At 38.8% G+C, this 17,378-nt stretch carries 13 protein-coding genes, 1 tRNA gene and 1 pseudogene; 9 read left to right on the top strand and 6 right to left on the bottom strand.

The genetic code is table 11. The features are described 5' to 3' along the window. Positions 1 to 116: 116 nt before the first annotated feature. Positions 117 to 193 (bottom strand) — tRNA-Arg (locus tag Q0976_RS22280). 272 nt (positions 194 to 465) lie between these two features. Here Q0976_RS22280 and Q0976_RS22275 point away from each other — a divergent pair. Beyond that, complete coding sequence (locus tag Q0976_RS22275; protein WP_299496683.1) at positions 466 to 3,084, top strand: diguanylate cyclase; 2,619 nt, start codon at positions 466 to 468, stop codon at positions 3,082 to 3,084. A gap of 7 nt (positions 3,085 to 3,091) precedes the next feature. On the opposite strand, the gene rep is transcribed toward Q0976_RS22275, so the two are convergent. Beyond that, positions 3,092 to 5,107 (bottom strand): DNA helicase Rep, encoded by a 2,016-nt coding sequence (rep, locus tag Q0976_RS22270; RefSeq protein ID WP_299496681.1) that lies wholly within the window; start codon positions 5,105 to 5,107, stop codon positions 3,092 to 3,094. A gap of 338 nt (positions 5,108 to 5,445) precedes the next feature. Between rep and Q0976_RS22265 the strand changes: the two genes are divergently transcribed. The 3 genes from Q0976_RS22265 (at position 5,446) to Q0976_RS22255 (ending at position 10,046) form a co-directional block, all read left to right on the top strand. After that, positions 5,446 to 6,564: an efflux RND transporter periplasmic adaptor subunit gene (locus Q0976_RS22265; RefSeq protein WP_299496680.1), complete on the top strand. Its 1,119-nt coding sequence runs from the start codon at positions 5,446 to 5,448 to the stop codon at positions 6,562 to 6,564. 15 nt (positions 6,565 to 6,579) lie between these two features. Next, positions 6,580 to 9,678, top strand: coding sequence for a multidrug efflux RND transporter permease subunit (locus Q0976_RS22260; RefSeq protein WP_299496678.1), 3,099 nt, complete (start codon positions 6,580 to 6,582; stop codon positions 9,676 to 9,678). A gap of 110 nt (positions 9,679 to 9,788) precedes the next feature. Beyond that, positions 9,789 to 10,046 (top strand): accessory factor UbiK family protein, encoded by a 258-nt coding sequence (locus Q0976_RS22255; RefSeq protein WP_299496675.1) that lies wholly within the window; start codon positions 9,789 to 9,791, stop codon positions 10,044 to 10,046. A gap of 44 nt (positions 10,047 to 10,090) precedes the next feature. Here Q0976_RS22255 and Q0976_RS22250 read toward each other — a convergent pair whose 3' ends face one another. Next, the gene (locus Q0976_RS22250; RefSeq protein ID WP_299496673.1) at positions 10,091 to 10,762 is read right to left on the bottom strand and encodes a pseudouridine synthase; all 672 of its coding nucleotides are present in this window, start codon (positions 10,760 to 10,762) and stop codon (positions 10,091 to 10,093) included. Between the two features lie 50 nt (positions 10,763 to 10,812). Then, positions 10,813 to 11,733, bottom strand: a complete 921-nt coding sequence (locus Q0976_RS22245; RefSeq protein WP_299496671.1) for a M15 family metallopeptidase — start codon at positions 11,731 to 11,733, stop codon at positions 10,813 to 10,815. A 92-nt stretch (positions 11,734 to 11,825) separates the two neighbouring features. Here Q0976_RS22245 and Q0976_RS22240 point away from each other — a divergent pair, with 92 nt between their 5' ends. The 4 genes and pseudogenes from Q0976_RS22240 to Q0976_RS22225 all read left to right on the top strand — a co-directional run bounded on the left by Q0976_RS22240 (position 11,826) and on the right by Q0976_RS22225 (position 14,360). After that, positions 11,826 to 12,227: a DUF4345 domain-containing protein gene (locus Q0976_RS22240; protein ID WP_299496669.1), complete on the top strand. Its 402-nt coding sequence runs from the start codon at positions 11,826 to 11,828 to the stop codon at positions 12,225 to 12,227. 203 nt (positions 12,228 to 12,430) lie between these two features. Continuing rightward, a complete protein-coding gene (locus Q0976_RS22235) occupies positions 12,431 to 13,207 on the top strand; it encodes a phosphatase PAP2 family protein (RefSeq protein ID WP_299496667.1) in 777 nt (258 codons plus the stop codon). Then, a pseudogene (locus Q0976_RS22230) lies at positions 13,207 to 13,362 on the top strand (sodium-dependent transporter); the annotation flags it as partial. The gene Q0976_RS22235 and the pseudogene Q0976_RS22230, both read left to right, overlap by 1 nt. A 542-nt stretch (positions 13,363 to 13,904) precedes the next feature. Further along, the gene (locus tag Q0976_RS22225; RefSeq protein ID WP_299496665.1) at positions 13,905 to 14,360 is read left to right on the top strand and encodes a DUF1090 domain-containing protein; all 456 of its coding nucleotides are present in this window, start codon (positions 13,905 to 13,907) and stop codon (positions 14,358 to 14,360) included. Positions 14,361 to 14,473: 113 nt separating this feature from the next. Here Q0976_RS22225 and Q0976_RS22220 read toward each other — a convergent pair whose 3' ends face one another. Next, complete coding sequence (locus Q0976_RS22220; RefSeq protein ID WP_299496662.1) at positions 14,474 to 15,088, bottom strand: TetR/AcrR family transcriptional regulator; 615 nt, start codon at positions 15,086 to 15,088, stop codon at positions 14,474 to 14,476. Positions 15,089 to 15,254: 166 nt separating this feature from the next. Here Q0976_RS22220 and Q0976_RS22215 point away from each other — a divergent pair, with 166 nt between their 5' ends. After that, positions 15,255 to 16,340: an MBL fold metallo-hydrolase gene (locus tag Q0976_RS22215; protein WP_299496660.1), complete on the top strand. Its 1,086-nt coding sequence runs from the start codon at positions 15,255 to 15,257 to the stop codon at positions 16,338 to 16,340. Here Q0976_RS22215 and Q0976_RS22210 read toward each other — a convergent pair. Next, positions 16,337 to 17,260: a pseudouridine synthase gene (locus tag Q0976_RS22210; protein ID WP_299496658.1), complete on the bottom strand. Its 924-nt coding sequence runs from the start codon at positions 17,258 to 17,260 to the stop codon at positions 16,337 to 16,339. The two genes, Q0976_RS22215 and Q0976_RS22210, sit on opposite strands and share 4 nt — an antisense overlap. Between the last annotated feature and the right edge of the window lie 118 nt (positions 17,261 to 17,378).

Below are 17,378 nucleotides of genomic sequence, written 5' to 3'. Positions count from 1 at the left end.
GTGACTGATGGGGCTCGAACCCACGACAACCGGAATCACAATCCGGGGCTCTACCAACTGAGCTACAATCACCACTGGATTTTCTCTTACTATCACTAACCTTGACATACTCCAACTGGTGCGCCCAGAAGGATTCGAACCTTCGGCCTCACCCTCCGGAGGGGTACGCTCTATCCAGCTGAGCTATGGGCGCCTGCCTTGGTTAGCGACGCATATAGTAGGGATAAATCACGCCTACGTCTAGTTCTGTTTTCATTTTTTTGTTCGTTTGATTAAGTTTTAACAGATCCGAGTGAATATTTACCGAAATAATCCACTGCTTGCCATTAAGTATCACTTGGAAGCGATGCCATTTCATGCTATCAATATAACTAATAGATATAAATTTCTTTAATTTGATAACCGACTTACTGCTTGAATTAGCATGACAAATAAACCATAAAAATACTTAAATTGGCGAGATCAATGTTTAGGGATAAAACACCAGAAGCCAGAGAAGTTGCACGCTTACATAAACGCATTGCTCGCTTAAAAGCACTAGCGAGGATCTATAAACGCGCAGAGGTCACTCAAAATGCATTATTAGCCATATCAAATTTAGCGGCCTCAGTCACTTCTCAAGAAGAGTTTTATGGTATTGTATATGACTCAATTGACACGTTAGTCCCCACCGATAATTTTTTTATTGCCACACTCAATGCAAAAACCAATAAAATTGAAATCCCTTTTTTTGCTGATGAAAAAGATGCTCACCCACAAGATTTATACCCAACCGATACCCTCTCTGAAACCTTAGCATCTGGACTAACAGGCTATGTTTTTAGAACTGGAAAAAGCTTACTGTGTGACAATCAAAAATATCAAGAATTGCTCGATAATAACGAAATTGTTAGCTTAGGTTCTGATTGCCATCAATGGCTTGGTGTCCCCATCAAGAATAACGGCATCACTTCAGGTGTCATTGTTGTTCAAAGTTATGATCAAAAAATTAGTTATGGTGATATTGATCTCGAATTAATGAACTTTATTAGTCATCATATTTCAACGGTAGCTGAGCACCTCCAACATCAAGAGCAACTGGAACAAGCCATCAATAAGCGCACTCAAGAACTCAGCGTTGCTTATGAAAAACTCAAGCAAGAAGTCAGCGAGCGTCGCCGAGCAGAAACGTTACAAAAAGCATTATTTGAAATTGCCGATCTCGCTACCTCTAATATTGATAATGTTCGCTTTTATGCAGAAATACATAATGTTATCAGCAGATTATTAGCGGCTAACAATTGCTTTATCGCCTTACTCAATAAACAACATACAGCCCTAAACTTCCCATTTTACGTATCACAATTTAACTCTCCATCACCGAAATCAAGACCACTGCAAGATGGCTTAACCGAGTTTATTATTCAGCATCAAAAACCCAGACTGCTACATAAAAAAGATATCGATGAATTAATTTCATCTCTATCTGTCTATACTCAAGCTCCAGAGTTAAATAATACTCGGCAAATTCATCAGTGGATTGGGATCCCTCTCTTTATTCAAGGAAAAGTGATTGGCGCATTAACCATCTATAGTTTTAATGCCAATCAGAACTACCATGAAAAAGATCTTGAGTTACTGACGTTTGTTTCTCAACATATTGCAACCGCAATCGAAAGGAAGTTATCAGCTGAATCCTTAAGAGCCAGCTACGAGCAGCTCGAAGAAAAAGTCGTTCAACGTACCCAAGCATTAGCCATGCTAAACCAAAACCTAGAACAAGAAATCACCCAACGTAAACAAATAGAGAATCAATTACAACACGATGCCAAACATGATAATCTCACAGGCTTACCCAATCGAGCCATGTTTATGGCGCAACTCTCTCAAGCAATTAAGCATTTACGTCGTCATCCACAGGATAAATTTGCCTTACTCTTTATTGATATGGATAGGTTTAAACTCTTAAATGATACCTTAGGGCATTTAGAAGGCGATCGGTTTTTAATTGAAACAGCAAGACGGCTCAAAAAATGCATCAGGCTCAATGACAATTTAGCTAGGTTAGGTGGCGATGAATTTGTCATATTATTAGATAGCATTAATAAAGAACAAGATGCTATTGAAGTTGCTGAACGCGTACTCACAGCCTTAGCACATCCTTATAAATTAACCCAAAAAGTATTTTATTCATCAGCCAGTATTGGTATTGCACTCAGTGATAACCAACAAGTTGATACCAGTGAGTCCATACTCAAAAATGCTGATACAGCCATGTATCAAGCCAAGTCCGATGGTAAAGGATGCTATGTTGTATTTCAAAAACAATCACATCAGCAAGTAAAAAATATCGAATTAGAACAGGAATTAAAACATGCAATCAACCACAATGAACTGCAGCTAAGCTATTTACCCATTATCGATCTCACCGATCAAACACTCATTGCCTTTGAACCTAGATTGTTTTGGCTACACCCTCAATTGGGTAAAATTAAGCAAGTTCAACTCAATAACATTGCCCAACAATGCGATTTAAACATTGAACTAGATAAATACACATTAAATCAGCTCAACTTAGATATGACTCATTTACAAGCATATTGCGCACATCCAGTGCAAATTCATCTATCACTTTCTAGCCAACACCTTAAACATAAGCACGCACTTCGCAGCCTCAAAAACCAATTAAAAAAATGCCAATTTAGCTTAGAGCAATTATTTCTCTTTTTTAATGAAAAAGCCTTTGTCCAAGACAATAATGCACACATTAATGCGTTTGAATCCTTAGCCCAATTAACCGTTAAATTAGGGATCAATGATTATGGGAGCGCCCATGGCGCAATAAACAGTCTGACATTTTTACCTATTAGTGCATTAAAGCTGGATCCCAGTTATTGCTCACATTTAGAAAGTGAACCTCATTTCAAGCTTGCAAAAGCTTATTTCTTAGTAGCACATACTCTCGGGATCACCCTCAATGCCACAGGCATAAAACATTATGATCAAATGAGCAAACTCACTGAAATAGGGATCACAGTAGGGCAAGGCCTTGCCCTAGGCAAGGTCTTAGTGCTTCCTAAAGAAGTAGCACTAGACTGTGCTTAGCAATCAACTACTTGCTTTTAAGCATATTTCTTAAATTAGCGATATTGCTTTTGCCTGTCGCTTGTTGCTGCTCTGGTGAGGCTTGAGGCTTACGGTTTTCCCAAATAAGATCATCTTGAGGTAATTCCATTAAAAAGCGACTCGGCTCACAGCGCATTGTTTCACCAAATTGTCGACGTTCTCGACAGAGCATAAACCATAATTCTTTTTGAGCTCGCGTGATCCCCACATAAGCCAGTCGACGCTCTTCTTCAACATTGCCTTCATCAATACTCGTTTGATGGGGTAAAATTCGCTCCTCAGAGCCAACCATAAAGACATAGGGAAATTCCAATCCTTTAGAGGCATGAAGTGTCATCAATTGCACTTGATCCCCTTCCTCATCTTCACTATTACGCTCCATCATGTCTCTTAACGTTAAACGTGTCACCACCTCAGGTAAGGTCATCGGTTCGTCCAACTCATCTCCAGCCAACATTTCAGTTACCCATCGATAAAGTTCAGAAATATTTTTCATCCGCATTTCTGCCGCTTTTGCGCTAGTACTATTTTCATAGAGATAATCTTCATAGTTGATCTTTCGTACTAACGTCTTGACTGCATCGACGGGATCGCCTCGTGTCACGGCTTCTTCAGTATCAACAATAAACCGCCCAAATTGATACAATGAGGACATCGCGCTAGGCGATAAATGATGATTTAAATCTGCTTCAAAAATAGCTTCAAACATAGAAATATGACGCTGATTGGCATAATTACCTAATGCTTCTAACGTCGCAGGGCCAATCCCGCGCTTTGGCAAGTTAACAATTCGCAGAAACGCATTGTCATCATCTGGGTTCACCACTAAACGCAAATAGGCCATCATATCTTTAATTTCAGCACGACTGAAAAAAGAGGTCCCTCCACTTAATTTATAAGGGATCCTATTCGTCATCAAAGCTCGTTCAAGTAATCTTGACTGGTGATTACCTCGATATAAAATAGCGTAATCACCAAACTGTGTTCTCCCAACAAACTTATGCCGAATAATCTCAGCAATGACTCGCTCAGCTTCTTGTTCTTCATTAGCTGCAACCAACACCCTCAGTGGCTCCCCATAAGCTAATTCACTAAAAAGAGCTTTATCATAAACATGAGGATTATTAGCAATTAAAATATTAGCGGCACGTAGAATTCGTTGGCTCGAACGGTAATTTTGCTCTAATTTTATTAATTTGAGTTTAGGAAAATCCTGCCCAAGTAAGACTAAGTTTTGAGGTTTCGCTCCGCGCCAAGAATAAATAGATTGATCATCATCCCCCACCACAGTAAAACGCGCCCGTTGACCGACTAATAATTTAACCAATTCATATTGGCTGGTATTCGTGTCTTGATACTCATCTACCAGCAAGTAACGGATCTTAGCTTGCCAGCGCTCACGAACAGCTTCATTGTGCCTTAGTAATAATGTAGGGATCAGAATTAAATCATCAAAATCAAGTGCGTTATAGGCTTTCATATGTTGAGCATAACGCTGATATAATAAAGCAAATAATTGTGATTGTTCATCTTTGGCTGTTTTTCTAGCTTGTTCTGGGATCACCAAATCCCCTTTCCAGTTAGAAATTGAGCTTGCCAATGCTTTTAATAAGTCTTTATCTTCTTCTAGTTCATTTTGCGTCAGTTCTTTCAATAACGCTAAACTGTCTTGGTCATCAAATAATGAAAAACCCGCTTTTAAACCCAGTACTTTATATTCTTTCTTAATGATCGCTAAACCTAAAGTATGAAAAGTCGAAATCCACAAGCCTCGGGCCTCTTTACGCCCCATAGATTGAGATACCCGCTCCTTCATCTCGCGCGCCGCTTTATTGGTAAAAGTAACAGCGGCAATGTGACGCGATTGATAACCACAATCTTTTACTAAGTGTGCAATTTTATTAATAATTACACGTGTTTTACCACTACCTGCTCCCGCCAATACTAAGCAAGGACCAGTCACATAGTGAACGGCATCGTTTTGTCCAGGATTTAGCTTCATCTGTAAGTGACAACCAGTACATAAGAAATAACAGGCAAGCATGATACCAGAAATACACTACACCATAAGTGAAAAACATCATTGGTGATCAAACACCACAATATAAAGCTAAATAAATATAAATTTACAGTTAATCTCTCCCGATTCAGCAAAAAAAAAGCTAATATCATTAATAATTAATCATGGTAATCTACCATGATATTGAGCAAGAATTATGCACATAAGCTACAGTGCAACGTAAGTTTTACAGAAGTAGAAAAATTTTAAAAATATCGACTAATATTAATATTAATCAAGTACCTTTATCATAACAATTCAATTACAGGGCAGTCAGGCACATGAAAAAATGGTTTACAGTCATGCTCATCATTGCGGTTCTCGTCTTTGGCTCCGTTATCGGATTTAACCTCTTCATTAAGAAAAAAATATCAACTTTTATCGCTAATATGCCAGAACCTGAATTTCCGGTAACAGCCATCAGTATCAAACCCACAACGTGGCAACCTAAACTCCATGCCATTGGATATGTTGAACCCAATCAAGGAGGAACCTTATCCAACCAAGATGCAGGTGTTGTCAGTTCAATTAATTTTGAAAATGGTGCCAAGGTTAAAAAAGGCCAATTACTGATCTCTCTTAACACTGAGGTCGAAAAAGCCAACCTTGAAAATAGCGTCGTGCAACTACCTGCCGCAAAAGCAGACTATGAACGTAATCTAGCACTGTATAAACAAAACTCGGTTTCAAAACAAGATGTGGACAGCAGTCAATCAACCTATCTTGCCCTAGTCGCCAGTATTGAAAGCTTAAAGGCCACCATAAGCCGCCGTGAAATTAGAGCCCCTTTTGATGGCATTATGGGCATAAGAGAGGTCAACCTTGGTGACTATATTAATATTGGCACTGACGTCGTTGGCATTGAAGATCTGAGTGATATGAAAATTCGCTTTACCATTCCTCAAACACAACTCTCTAAAGTCTTCGTTGGGCAAGAAATAAACACCTTTGTTGACAGTTACCCTAAAGTCCCCTTTTCTGGCACCATTACTGCGATTGAGCCCGCAGTCTTTGAGCAAAGCGGGCTCATACAAATCCAAGCGCAAATACCTAATGCTGAAAATAAACTGCGTAATGGCATGTTTGCCGAAGTCGATATTCTTCTTCCTCTGATGAAAAATCAAATAGTACTGCCACGAACCGCTATCACTTATACTCTCTATGGCAATTCAATTTATATCATAAATAACAAAACGGAAAACAAAAAAACAGTAGAACGAGTCAATCAAGTCGACGTGCAAGTACTTGAGCGCAGCGACGGTAAAGCACTCGTCAAAGGTAAACTTAAAGCGGGTGATAGAATTGTCACTTCTGGACAAGTTCGCTTAAGTAACAACAGTAAAGTCAAAGTGACGGAGAGCAAAGCCTTACCCACTCCAACCACTATGCCACAACTATAACAGGAGGAAATGGCGATGCGCTTTACTGATACTTTTATACGTCGGCCAATTTTGGCCATTTCAATTAGTCTGCTCTTGTTATTATTGGGTGTGTATTCTTACTTAGGTATGCAAGTACGTGAATACCCAAAAATGACAAATACCGTTGTGACTGTAACCACGAATTATTATGGTGCTGACGCTAACCTCATTCAAGGATTTATTACCCAACCCATTGAGCAAGCTATTGCACAGGCAGATAATATTGACTACATGACTTCAACCAGTATTTTGGGTACTTCAACCATTACTGTCACCATGAAACTCAATACCGACCCTAATGGTGCTCTGGCTGAGGTCTTATCAAAAGTCAACTCTGTGGGGTCTCAAATCCCCAGTGAGGCACAAGACCCCACCATCGCCATGTCCACAGGTTCTCAGACCTCTGTACTGTATATTTCGTTTAATAGCCAAGAACTCAACGCAAGCCAAATAACCGATTATTTAAATCGAGTGGTCACCCCCCAGTTATTCACTATTTCAGGTGTGGCTAAAGTTAACTTATATGGTGGTGTGACTTATGGTATGCGAGTCTGGCTTGATCCAGCAAGAATGGGGGCCTTTAACATTTCATCCAGTGATGTCATGAATATCTTACAGGCGAATAACTATCAATCAGCAGCAGGCCAAGCGAACAGTTATTACACCACATTAAACAGTACTATTAACACGCAAGTCACCACCGCCGATGAACTCAATCAACTGGTCGTCTCAACCACCAGCGACGGTAAAGTGATTCGCTTGGAAGATATTGGACATGCCAGTTTAGCTAAAAGTCGTGACACAATTAGGGGGATGGCTGATGGTAAAGAAGCCGTCGTTGTCGCCATTGATGTCACCCCAACAGCAAACCCTTTATTAGTCGCTGCTGATGCTAGAAATATGATGCCGGATATTCTCAATAACTTGCCGCCATCCATGAATGCAAAAATACTTTATGATTCTTCATTGGCTATTGATGAGTCCATCAATGAAGTCATCAAAACCATCGGTGAAGCATCAGTTATTGTTATCATTGTGATTACCTTATTCTTAGGATCACTTAGAGCCGTCGTTATTCCGGTGGTAACCATTCCCCTTTCCCTCATTGGCGTCGGAATGGTAATGGCGATGTTTGGTTTTTCAATTAACTTGATGACCTTACTCGCCATGGTACTCGCCATCGGTCTAGTTGTTGATGACGCCATTGTGGTGGTGGAAAATGTCGACCGGCATATTAAGCTGGGTGAAACACCTTTTCGAGCCGCTATTATTGGTACTCGGGAAATTGCGGTGCCTGTGATCTCCATGACGATTACGCTCGCCGCAGTATACTCCCCCATCGCATTGATGGGCGGGATAACAGGCTCCTTATTCAAAGAGTTTGCCCTCACACTAGCCGGCTCAGTCGTCATTTCAGGCCTCATTGCCCTGACGCTCTCCCCCATGATGTGTTCTAAAGTATTGTTATCAAAACATGAACCTAAACGATTTGAGAAAACGGTTGATTCCATATTACACAGTATAACCAATCGCTATAATAAAATGCTTGCCGCCGTTTTAGACCACAAACCCGTTATTCTTGCTTTTGCTGCGATTGTATTAGTGTCATTACCTATTATGTTCAGCTTTATTCCATCAGAACTTGCACCAAAAGAAGATAATGGCGTTGTGATGATGATGGGTACAGCCCCTTCAACAGGCAACTTAGATTATATACAATCCAATATGAAACTGGTTACCGACATGATAAGCAAACAACCTGCAGCCGCGGCTTCTCTTGCCTTCATCGGTATACCAGCAACTAACCAATCTTTTGGTATTGCCCCTTTAGTGCCTTGGAGTCAACGCAGTGAGAGTCAAAAACAAGTACAAAAAGCATTAGGGGAAGAGGTCAAAACCATTCCTGGCATGGCCATTACCACTTTTGAAATGCCACAACTGCCAGGCAGTTCCAGTGGTCTTCCTATTCAATTTGTTATCACCACTTCAAATCCATTTGAAAGTTTATTTGAAATCGGTATGGGCGTGTTTGAAAAAGTGAAGAAAAGCCCCTTATTTGTTTTCTCTCAAGTCGATCTAAAATACGATTCGGGTAATATTAATATTCAAATCAAGAAAGATATTGCAGGAAGTTACGGAATAACCATGCAAGATATTGGTCAAACATTATCCACCATGATGGGAGATGGATATGTTAACCGTATTAATTTAGAAGGTCGCTCTTATGAAGTCATTCCGCAAGTTGCACGTAAAAATAGAACTGGCCCAGAGTCTTTAGAAGGTTATTACCTCACCGCCTCAGATGGACGTTCTGTGCCTTTATCGAGCTTAGTGGATATCACAGTCACATCAGAGCCACGTTCCTTACCACACTTTGATCAAATGAACTCAATGACAATTAGTGGGGTTGCACCTCCTGGTACCCCCATTGGTGGAGCAATTACTTTCTTAAAAAATATTGGTGAAAATGAACTTCCAAAAGGCTATACCTACAGTTTTCTTGGCGAAGCAAGACAATATGTTGAAGAAGGTAACGCGCTTTACGTGACGTTTGCACTGGCAATTGCCATTATTTTTCTTGTCCTATCGAGCCAATTTGAAAGTTTACGAGATCCTTTAGTCATATTAGTTTCTGTTCCTTTGGCCATTAGTGGTGCACTTATCGCATTAAGTTGGACCCATGTCTTTGGACTCACCTCGATGAATATCTATTCCCAGGTGGGATTAATCACTCTAGTAGGGCTTATCTGTAAACATGGAATATTAATTTGTGAAGTCGCCAAAGAAGAGCAACTCAATAATGGATTAGATAAATTGGCAGCCATTAAACTGGCAACATCCATACGCTTGCGTCCCATTTTAATGACCACAGCGGCTATGGTAGCAGGACTCATTCCATTACTATTTGCCTCAGGTTCTGGAGCCATTTCACGCTTTAATATTGGGCTCGTCATTGTCGCTGGGCTATCCATTGGTACACTTTTCACGTTATTTGTACTACCTGTCATGTATATGTACCTCGCACAAACTCATAACCCCTTACCAGAGTTTGACGAATCTATTGCCCCTAAAGAAGCGGAAATAAAAGCTTAATGAAACAAAGCTGCGCCTTAGCATTGAAAACTAAGGCGCTAACTTTGGCATATCTACCATCCCTCAGGTACAATTATTATTAACAGCACATCGATAAAAAAAGAGCCCAAATGATTAACCCAAAAAAAATTGAAGAAATGGCTAAACAGCTAACTGACAATCTCCCTAGCGGGTTAAAACAATTTGCAGGGGAATTTGAAGAGCGCACTAAACAAGTTCTTCAAAATCAACTCATGAAACTTGATTTAGTTTCACGTGAAGAATTTGAAGTTCAACAACATGTTCTGGTTAAAACACGAGAAAAGCTAACAGCACTTCAAGAACAAGTTGATGCTTTAGAGCAAAAACTAGCTAAACCAGAAGAGTAAAATATCAGATGCCACCAATAAAAAAGATCCTCTAAGGATCTTTTTTAAAATTGAGCCTCACACTCCCAAAAAACTCTTTCTCCCGTTACCGGATGATCAAATTCTAATCGTGAGGCATGTAATAATAAACGATTGGCCATTGCTTGAGTCTCCATGTTACCGTATAAATCACAACCTAAAATAGAATGCCCAATTCCGTGACTGTGGATCCGTAACTGATGTGTACGCCCAGTAACAGGAGTAAAACAAACCTGAGTGCTTAATGGTGAAAATAAACGTGTTATTACCTTATATCGGGTCTTCGCTATTTTTCCTGTGTCAAAGCAGATTTTTTGTCGTGGAAAATGGGCCTTATCTTTTGCTATGGGAAAATTGATTTCACCTTCATCCTCTTTCAGGTGTCCATTAAGAATACTGGTATAATGTTTAACAATGGTTCTCGCTTGAAACTGTTTTGTCAACGCGGCATTAACCGTTTTATTCAGTGCTATAACCATCAAGCCAGATGTACCAAAGTCCAATCGGTGCACCATTAGAGCCGTAGGGAAATCTTTAACCAAACGATAATGTACAGAATCTTTATTTAATGGGTTTTTACCTGACAAACTTAACAAACCACTGGGCTTATTAATTAGTAAAATAGAGTCATCTTTAAACAAGATATCAATATTTTTAAAGCATGGAGGCGCTATAAACGTATCAATCACTGCTGCCATCTTTATCGCTCTCACTAAAAAGAAGTTATCAGTTTACCATTAAGCTATTCTCATTCAAATTTGGTGGTTATAGTATCCACACAAAATTTACGTATTAACTCTTGATCATTAAAGCCTAAGGTGTCCTTTGCAATATCGAAACACCTATTGATTTGAATCACATAATCATTAAACAATGCGCTCGCCGATGCCAATGGCAATGAAGTTAACTTGTCGATAAAATGGCGAGAACCGACTTGAAAATGCATGTAATCAACTGGCCTATCCCAATCTCCTCCCCAAACAATAAAACCGTGTTTAGCAAACTCAATCACGACTTCTTCAGCCATACCCGATCGCGTCACTTTACCCGGCCGATATTTTGCTCTATTTAAGTATTGCCCCACAGCACTTTTGGGGATCACTAATGCACTAGGATCGTCACCAATATAAATATAAGGATTTTGAAAAGGATTAATATCTATTGCTACGCCATAAGCATGCTCTGACCATGCCGTACTATTCGTCATTAAGCGGGAATCAAAAGCATAGCTATTATTGAGATGATCATTGAGTTTTTCTCGCTCACTAAAATACTCTACCGGTATAGCCTGCTTAAGTGGAAACTGAAATTGATATAATACGTTAAATAATGATAGAACTTCTTCAGCTAAAACATCAAGCACAACCAAGGTTCCCATTTGACTCATTTGTTCATCAACTTCACTTGGTATATCAACAGTTTTAGATGCTTTATTCACCAAAGGGGAAAAAGGGAAAACAACCTTTTTCAATCTATCACACTTTATGGGTGAATCACTATGAAGTACCTGACTTGTATACATCAATTGACATTCTTCAGTTGATATCAAATAAATCCCCTCACGGGCTTCAGCAACAAAGTGGTTCGAGTTAATATGACTCGAGTCAATCATCGAACACGATGACAACATCACGCTCAAGGACAAAACTAACACTTGATCTAATCTCATACCGCCTCCTTCATGCCATTCTAGTGATCTGTGTCCTGCATATTCATACCACTTAGGTATATACTATAAAAAAAATCGTAATGAGAGCCTTCATGAAATTCCAATACATACTGATCTGGATAAACAGCATCTTCTTTATATTATATGGCCTAGGCTTTATTTTTTTCCCCGATACACTGTTTTCATTTATTACAGATTCACAACTGACAAGTGCCTCAGCCCTCATCGACATACGAGCCACCTTTGGCGGCATGTCTCTTGGATTAGGTCTAGTACTTGCCTTATTTACACTTGAGCCCTCAAATTATCGCCTTGGCTTATGGGCAATTTTAGTGATTATGTTAGGCATGGCTTGCTCTCGATCTCTTGGACTTTTACAGGAAAACTCAGCCAATAATATGATGTTCATTTATCTTGTTTGTGAAACTATTGTCGCATTACTTGCACTAATTGCACTGGGATATGATAAAAAAATGATGCAAACAAAAAAATAACCGTTTAATTTAAAACAATTCACTCAAACTATATCTATTATTAAATTAATTCCTGAAGAAATTGACTTTATCAATTATCAAGCTACGGCCCACGGAAGGGAAGTCTCACTTAAATTGAATATTCGAGTTGCTGGCATTGATAATGATAACGGGTTCATCCCCCTTTCTTCAGTACACAAAAACGGTAATATAGAGGCCTTAGAGTGAAAACGAAAATCATCAAAAGATCAAGCATTGCTCAAGCTTGGATACTCATCTCATCTGTCATATTAATTTCTCTAACCTCTTTTATGCTAATGGGTGATATACGCTTTTTTCCATCACTGGACCTCTCCTCTAGCGTTGCACAGTTTTACTACTGGATTACGGTGACGGCATCCTTTCCTTTCGGTGCTATCACTACACTCATCATTATTTCATTTTGCTTTATCAGAATACCTAAGCCATTGTTCAAAAAACTTATTATGGCTCTCATTTTAAGCTTGATACTTGCTTTAGGAATCGGACAACTCATCAAAATTATCACCAAAGAAGTCAGACCCGACATCGCGTTAATGTCACAATATCATCTACTAGATATGGATACCTTTCGCCATCAAGATACAAAGGCCCGTCAACAAACCATTGCTCAGGCTATTCCCAAATTGGAAAGCATAGATCCTAATATTCAATTATCACCCAACATTAAAAAGCACTGGCAACAAACAACCAATTATGCTTTTCCCTCTGGACATATGCTGTTTGCTGTGACTCTGACTTTAATCGTTAATTACTATTTAATCATATCGGGAGCCGTTATTATCCCCATATTACTGATGATTTGGAGTGTCTTAATGGGCCTAAGCAGGCTGTTTTTAGGCTTACATTGGCCTCAAGATATTTTAGCTGCTACCTTATTATCAATCATTTCCATAACCCTATGTCTTTATCTCACTGAGAAATACTTTCACCAAAAACCTGTGGATAACAAGGAGCCCTAATGAGTTCAAGTCATCAAACCCATTTCAAGTCAAGAATGGGTTTCATTTTGGCTGCGGCTGGCTACGCTTTAGGGGGCCGCAATATCTGGGGATTTCCAACTCAAGCTGCAAGTCACGGTGGTGGCGCTTTCTTATTAATGTATATTATACCCGTGAGACTTCAAAATACGTGTTTTTGGAGTGCGTAAAAAGTGCATAATTCAAGGCATATTATTACTGAAATACTATGGCCTTTTAAGATAATACAATTCAGAAATAAGTCTTTTTACACATTCCCAACGGGCTCGCTCTTATGAGTAAAGAGGAAAGTCTTTTATAGCAATTTAATTAGATAGGTGGTCATTCAGCGGAAAATCAAAATATAATAGACAAGGTCGTTAGTTGCCCCTGCTTTAACAAGCATTCCACTTCGGTGTTGCATAACTTCACTAGGGAAGAATCATTCTTTCATTCATGTGTCTTGAATTGAAACGCCTGAGAGGCTCTAAATTGAGCAACGATTTAATCAATTTGATATTACCCCTTAACACTTTCTGAATAAGGCAGTAATAAACATGAGCACTATTGACACCACAAATACTTTAATAAATACTGATATATTCCAACATAAACGACACTTTTAATTACTCAATAACCATCAAAATTAAGTAATTAAATCAAAAAGAAAGTGTGATATTAAAATCAGTTTGAGGTTTATATGCTGAATCAATATAATTTCTTATTTCATTATAAAATAGCACGACTCACTCTTTTTATCAGTTTTATTCTCATTAGTTTCTCATTTCAAACCCAGGCTTCACCAAATTGTGAAAATTTAATCGGCTGTAAACAAAAGTATTGTGAAATCAACCAACAGCTAACCCTTGCTAAAAAGTATAACAATATCAATAAAGTCAATGAATTAAATACAGCACTACAACAAGCTAAAGCGAATTGTACTAATACAAAACTTAAAGCAGAGTTAACCAAAAAAATAACCAAAGAAAAAGAAAAACTTGCCGAATACGATGCAGATCTTATTTCAGCCGAATCTGCGGGAAAAAAAGATAAAATCCATAAATATCAAAATAAGATTTCTGAAAAAGAATATGAAATAAAACAATTTGAAATGGAATTGTCTAAACTAAAATCTCAATCACCACCAAATAAATAATCACCACTGTTGAGCCTAATATCAAATCAGGGAAACTACCGTCTTTCATTATAAATTCAATACCTAGACAACATTATAATGCCGTGATTTATACAAGCTTCACGGCTCATCAACTACGTATATTGCTTCATTATCATTTGTACCGTCATGTCAGCAATTGAGTGAAGCTGCTCACTGCTAGGAACTGGTGAGTTTTGAATGAGCTGCGGCCAAAAACAAAACCCTTTAATCACTGATACAAACTGCATCGCAACTTGCTGGGGCACTTGAGTGATAATGGCGCCTTGTTCTGCTGCATTTTCAAACCAATGAATTAAAGGCGACCCTTTCTTATCAAACTCTTTAACCGCATGCTGAACTAAATGAGGAGAATGAATTGACTCAGCAAAAATGACTTTTGCCATGGCAATAAATTCAGGCGTCGTTAATAACTTAATTTCATATTCAACCAGTTGCTTTAGCTGTATTTCAAGCTCGACATCATGAAGAAAAGGCATCAGATCTGCGGTAAAATAATAATCCAACATTCGATCGATAATCGCATTAAATAAGGTTTCTTTGCTCGGAAAGTGATTATAAACCGTCCGCTTAGACACCGAAGCATTTAAAGCAATATCATCCATACTAGTGGCCTGAAAACCTTTATGTTGAAACTCATCCATCGCCGCATCTAAAATTGATACACGCTTAAGCTCTGAACGGGTTAACTTTTTTTCTTTCAATTCCACTTAACTCCTCCTCCCATATGTCATTAATTACCACAATATTACACTCAGTAGTTTACTTATTCAAAAAACAAGAGTAAATTACACTGATAAGTTTACTTTTATATTGATGATGAAATTGATCCCTTACATTCCAGTTATCTTATTCTTAGGAGGCGCAGTACTGCTTATGTCACATCTAACCAGCCCACAAGCCGAGTCCATTAACCGAGATCAACATTCACCATTCCAGAATGTAAGAACACACCATAACCCTAAAGGTGGTTTTTTTAATACCGCCACAGACTTTAATAATAGTACGCCCATTTTACCTTTACTCATGCGTTATGCCACTGAAAAGAAAATAGATTCAATACCCGATAACACCATTCCAATTCAAGCAGTGACAAAAGAACAACTCAATAACCTACAAACGGATACCCTTATCCGCTTGGGGCATTCAAGCCTTTTTATGCAACTAAATGGACAAAAATGGCTGATTGATCCTGTGTTCAGTGATAGAGCTTCTCCCTTTAGCTTCATTGGCCCTAAACGTTTCCATCAGCCTCCTATTGCGCTTAATGACTTACCTAATATCGATGGCATATTAATCTCTCACGATCATTATGACCATCTCGATGAAGCCAGTATAAAAGCCTTAGCTAGAAAAACTAAACACTTTGTTGTCCCTTTAGGCGTCGATACTTATTTAAAAAAGTGGAAAGTGCCTGCTGAAGCCATTCATGTATTAGACTGGTGGCAATCAATCACTATTAATGACGTCACTTTAACGGCGACTCCTACGCAACATTTCTCAGGCCGCGGTTTATTTGATAAAAATGAAACTTTATGGGCGTCATATGTCATTAAAACACCCAAATCATCCCTCTTTTTTAGTGGCGACTCCGGTTATTTTGACGGCTTTAAAACCATTGGCGATCGTTTTGGGCCTTTTGATATTACAATGATTGAAACTGGAGCTTATGATAAAGACTGGGCTAATATTCATATGACTCCCGAACAAAGTTTACAAGCCCATAAAGATTTAAAAGGGAGCAATATGCTCCCCATTCACAACGGCACCTTTGATCTTGCTTTTCATGCTTGGTATGAACCCTTTAACCGAATAACTCAACTTGCAAAGCAAGCAAAAGTCCCCCTATTAACCCCGATAATGGGGCAGGAGGTCACGCTCAATAATCTGCCTACAACCTTAGATTGGTGGACACCACTCCACACTCAATCATTGATAATGAATGTCAGTCAAAACGACTAAAAACCCTCAAACCCTTCACAGCTAATATCATGTTTAATATGGGTGATGGGATCAGTAAAACACAAACGTTTGGCCATTAACTTCAATGGCCGAGTAAAATTATCCGGGGCTTTATCTTGAAGATTAGGATATAAAGTGTCATGAATTAAACTCATTCCTAAACTGGCCATATGAACGCGTAATTGGTGAGTTTTTCCTGTGATCGGTTTTAATAGAAATAACCCAACTGTACCTTTAACAGCAATTAAACTGATTATTGAATGGCTATTAGGCTCACCTTCAATAATTTTCATCATAAAGCTCGGCTCGCTCTTACCCATGCGATTTTTAATACTCCAATGCCGAGGCAAAACGAGGCGACCATTATGATATTCATTTAATAATTCTGGCGTTAAATAAGCTAGCGCATGATACTCTTTTAAAATATTACCCGTTTTAAAAAGCTGATGGTAATCATGGCGCGTGGCTTTATTCAGCGACATTAACATCAATCCAGACGTTGCTCTATCTAATCGATGTGTTGCAATAAGATCCGGACACGATATCCTGTTGCGAAGACGATTAACTAAACACTCATTCACAAATTGCCCGCTAGGATTCACCGCTAAGAAAGCCGGTTTATAGGCGATTAGGATCTGCTCATCTTGGTAAAGAATGCGCTCAGTAAAAGGGATCAAACTTTCTTGAATAACTTCACGATAATAGTAAACACGCTCTCGAGGAACAAAAGCTGTTTCAAGATCAATTAAATCTCCATTACGCCAATGTACTTTACCTTCAACAATCCGTTGACGCCAAATATCAGCTGGGATCTGCTTAAAATGCCAAACTAAAAAAGCCAGTACTGTGTTTTTATCTGTGACATTCTCAGGAAGAACAACATACGAAGCTTGACTTGCACGAGCACTGAACGACGGCATGAAAATTCCTAGAACAATAAAAAGGGGGTGTTAGTACGCATGAAAAGAGTCAAAACTCAATCATGATATCAACACTTAAATATGATGTAATCAACCTTTATTTTACGGTCAAGGACAA

Source organism: uncultured Shewanella sp. (assembly GCF_947501665.1).
Taxonomy (GTDB): Bacteria; Pseudomonadota; Gammaproteobacteria; order Enterobacterales; family Shewanellaceae; genus Shewanella.
This window is presented reverse-complemented; position numbering and strand designations above follow the sequence as displayed.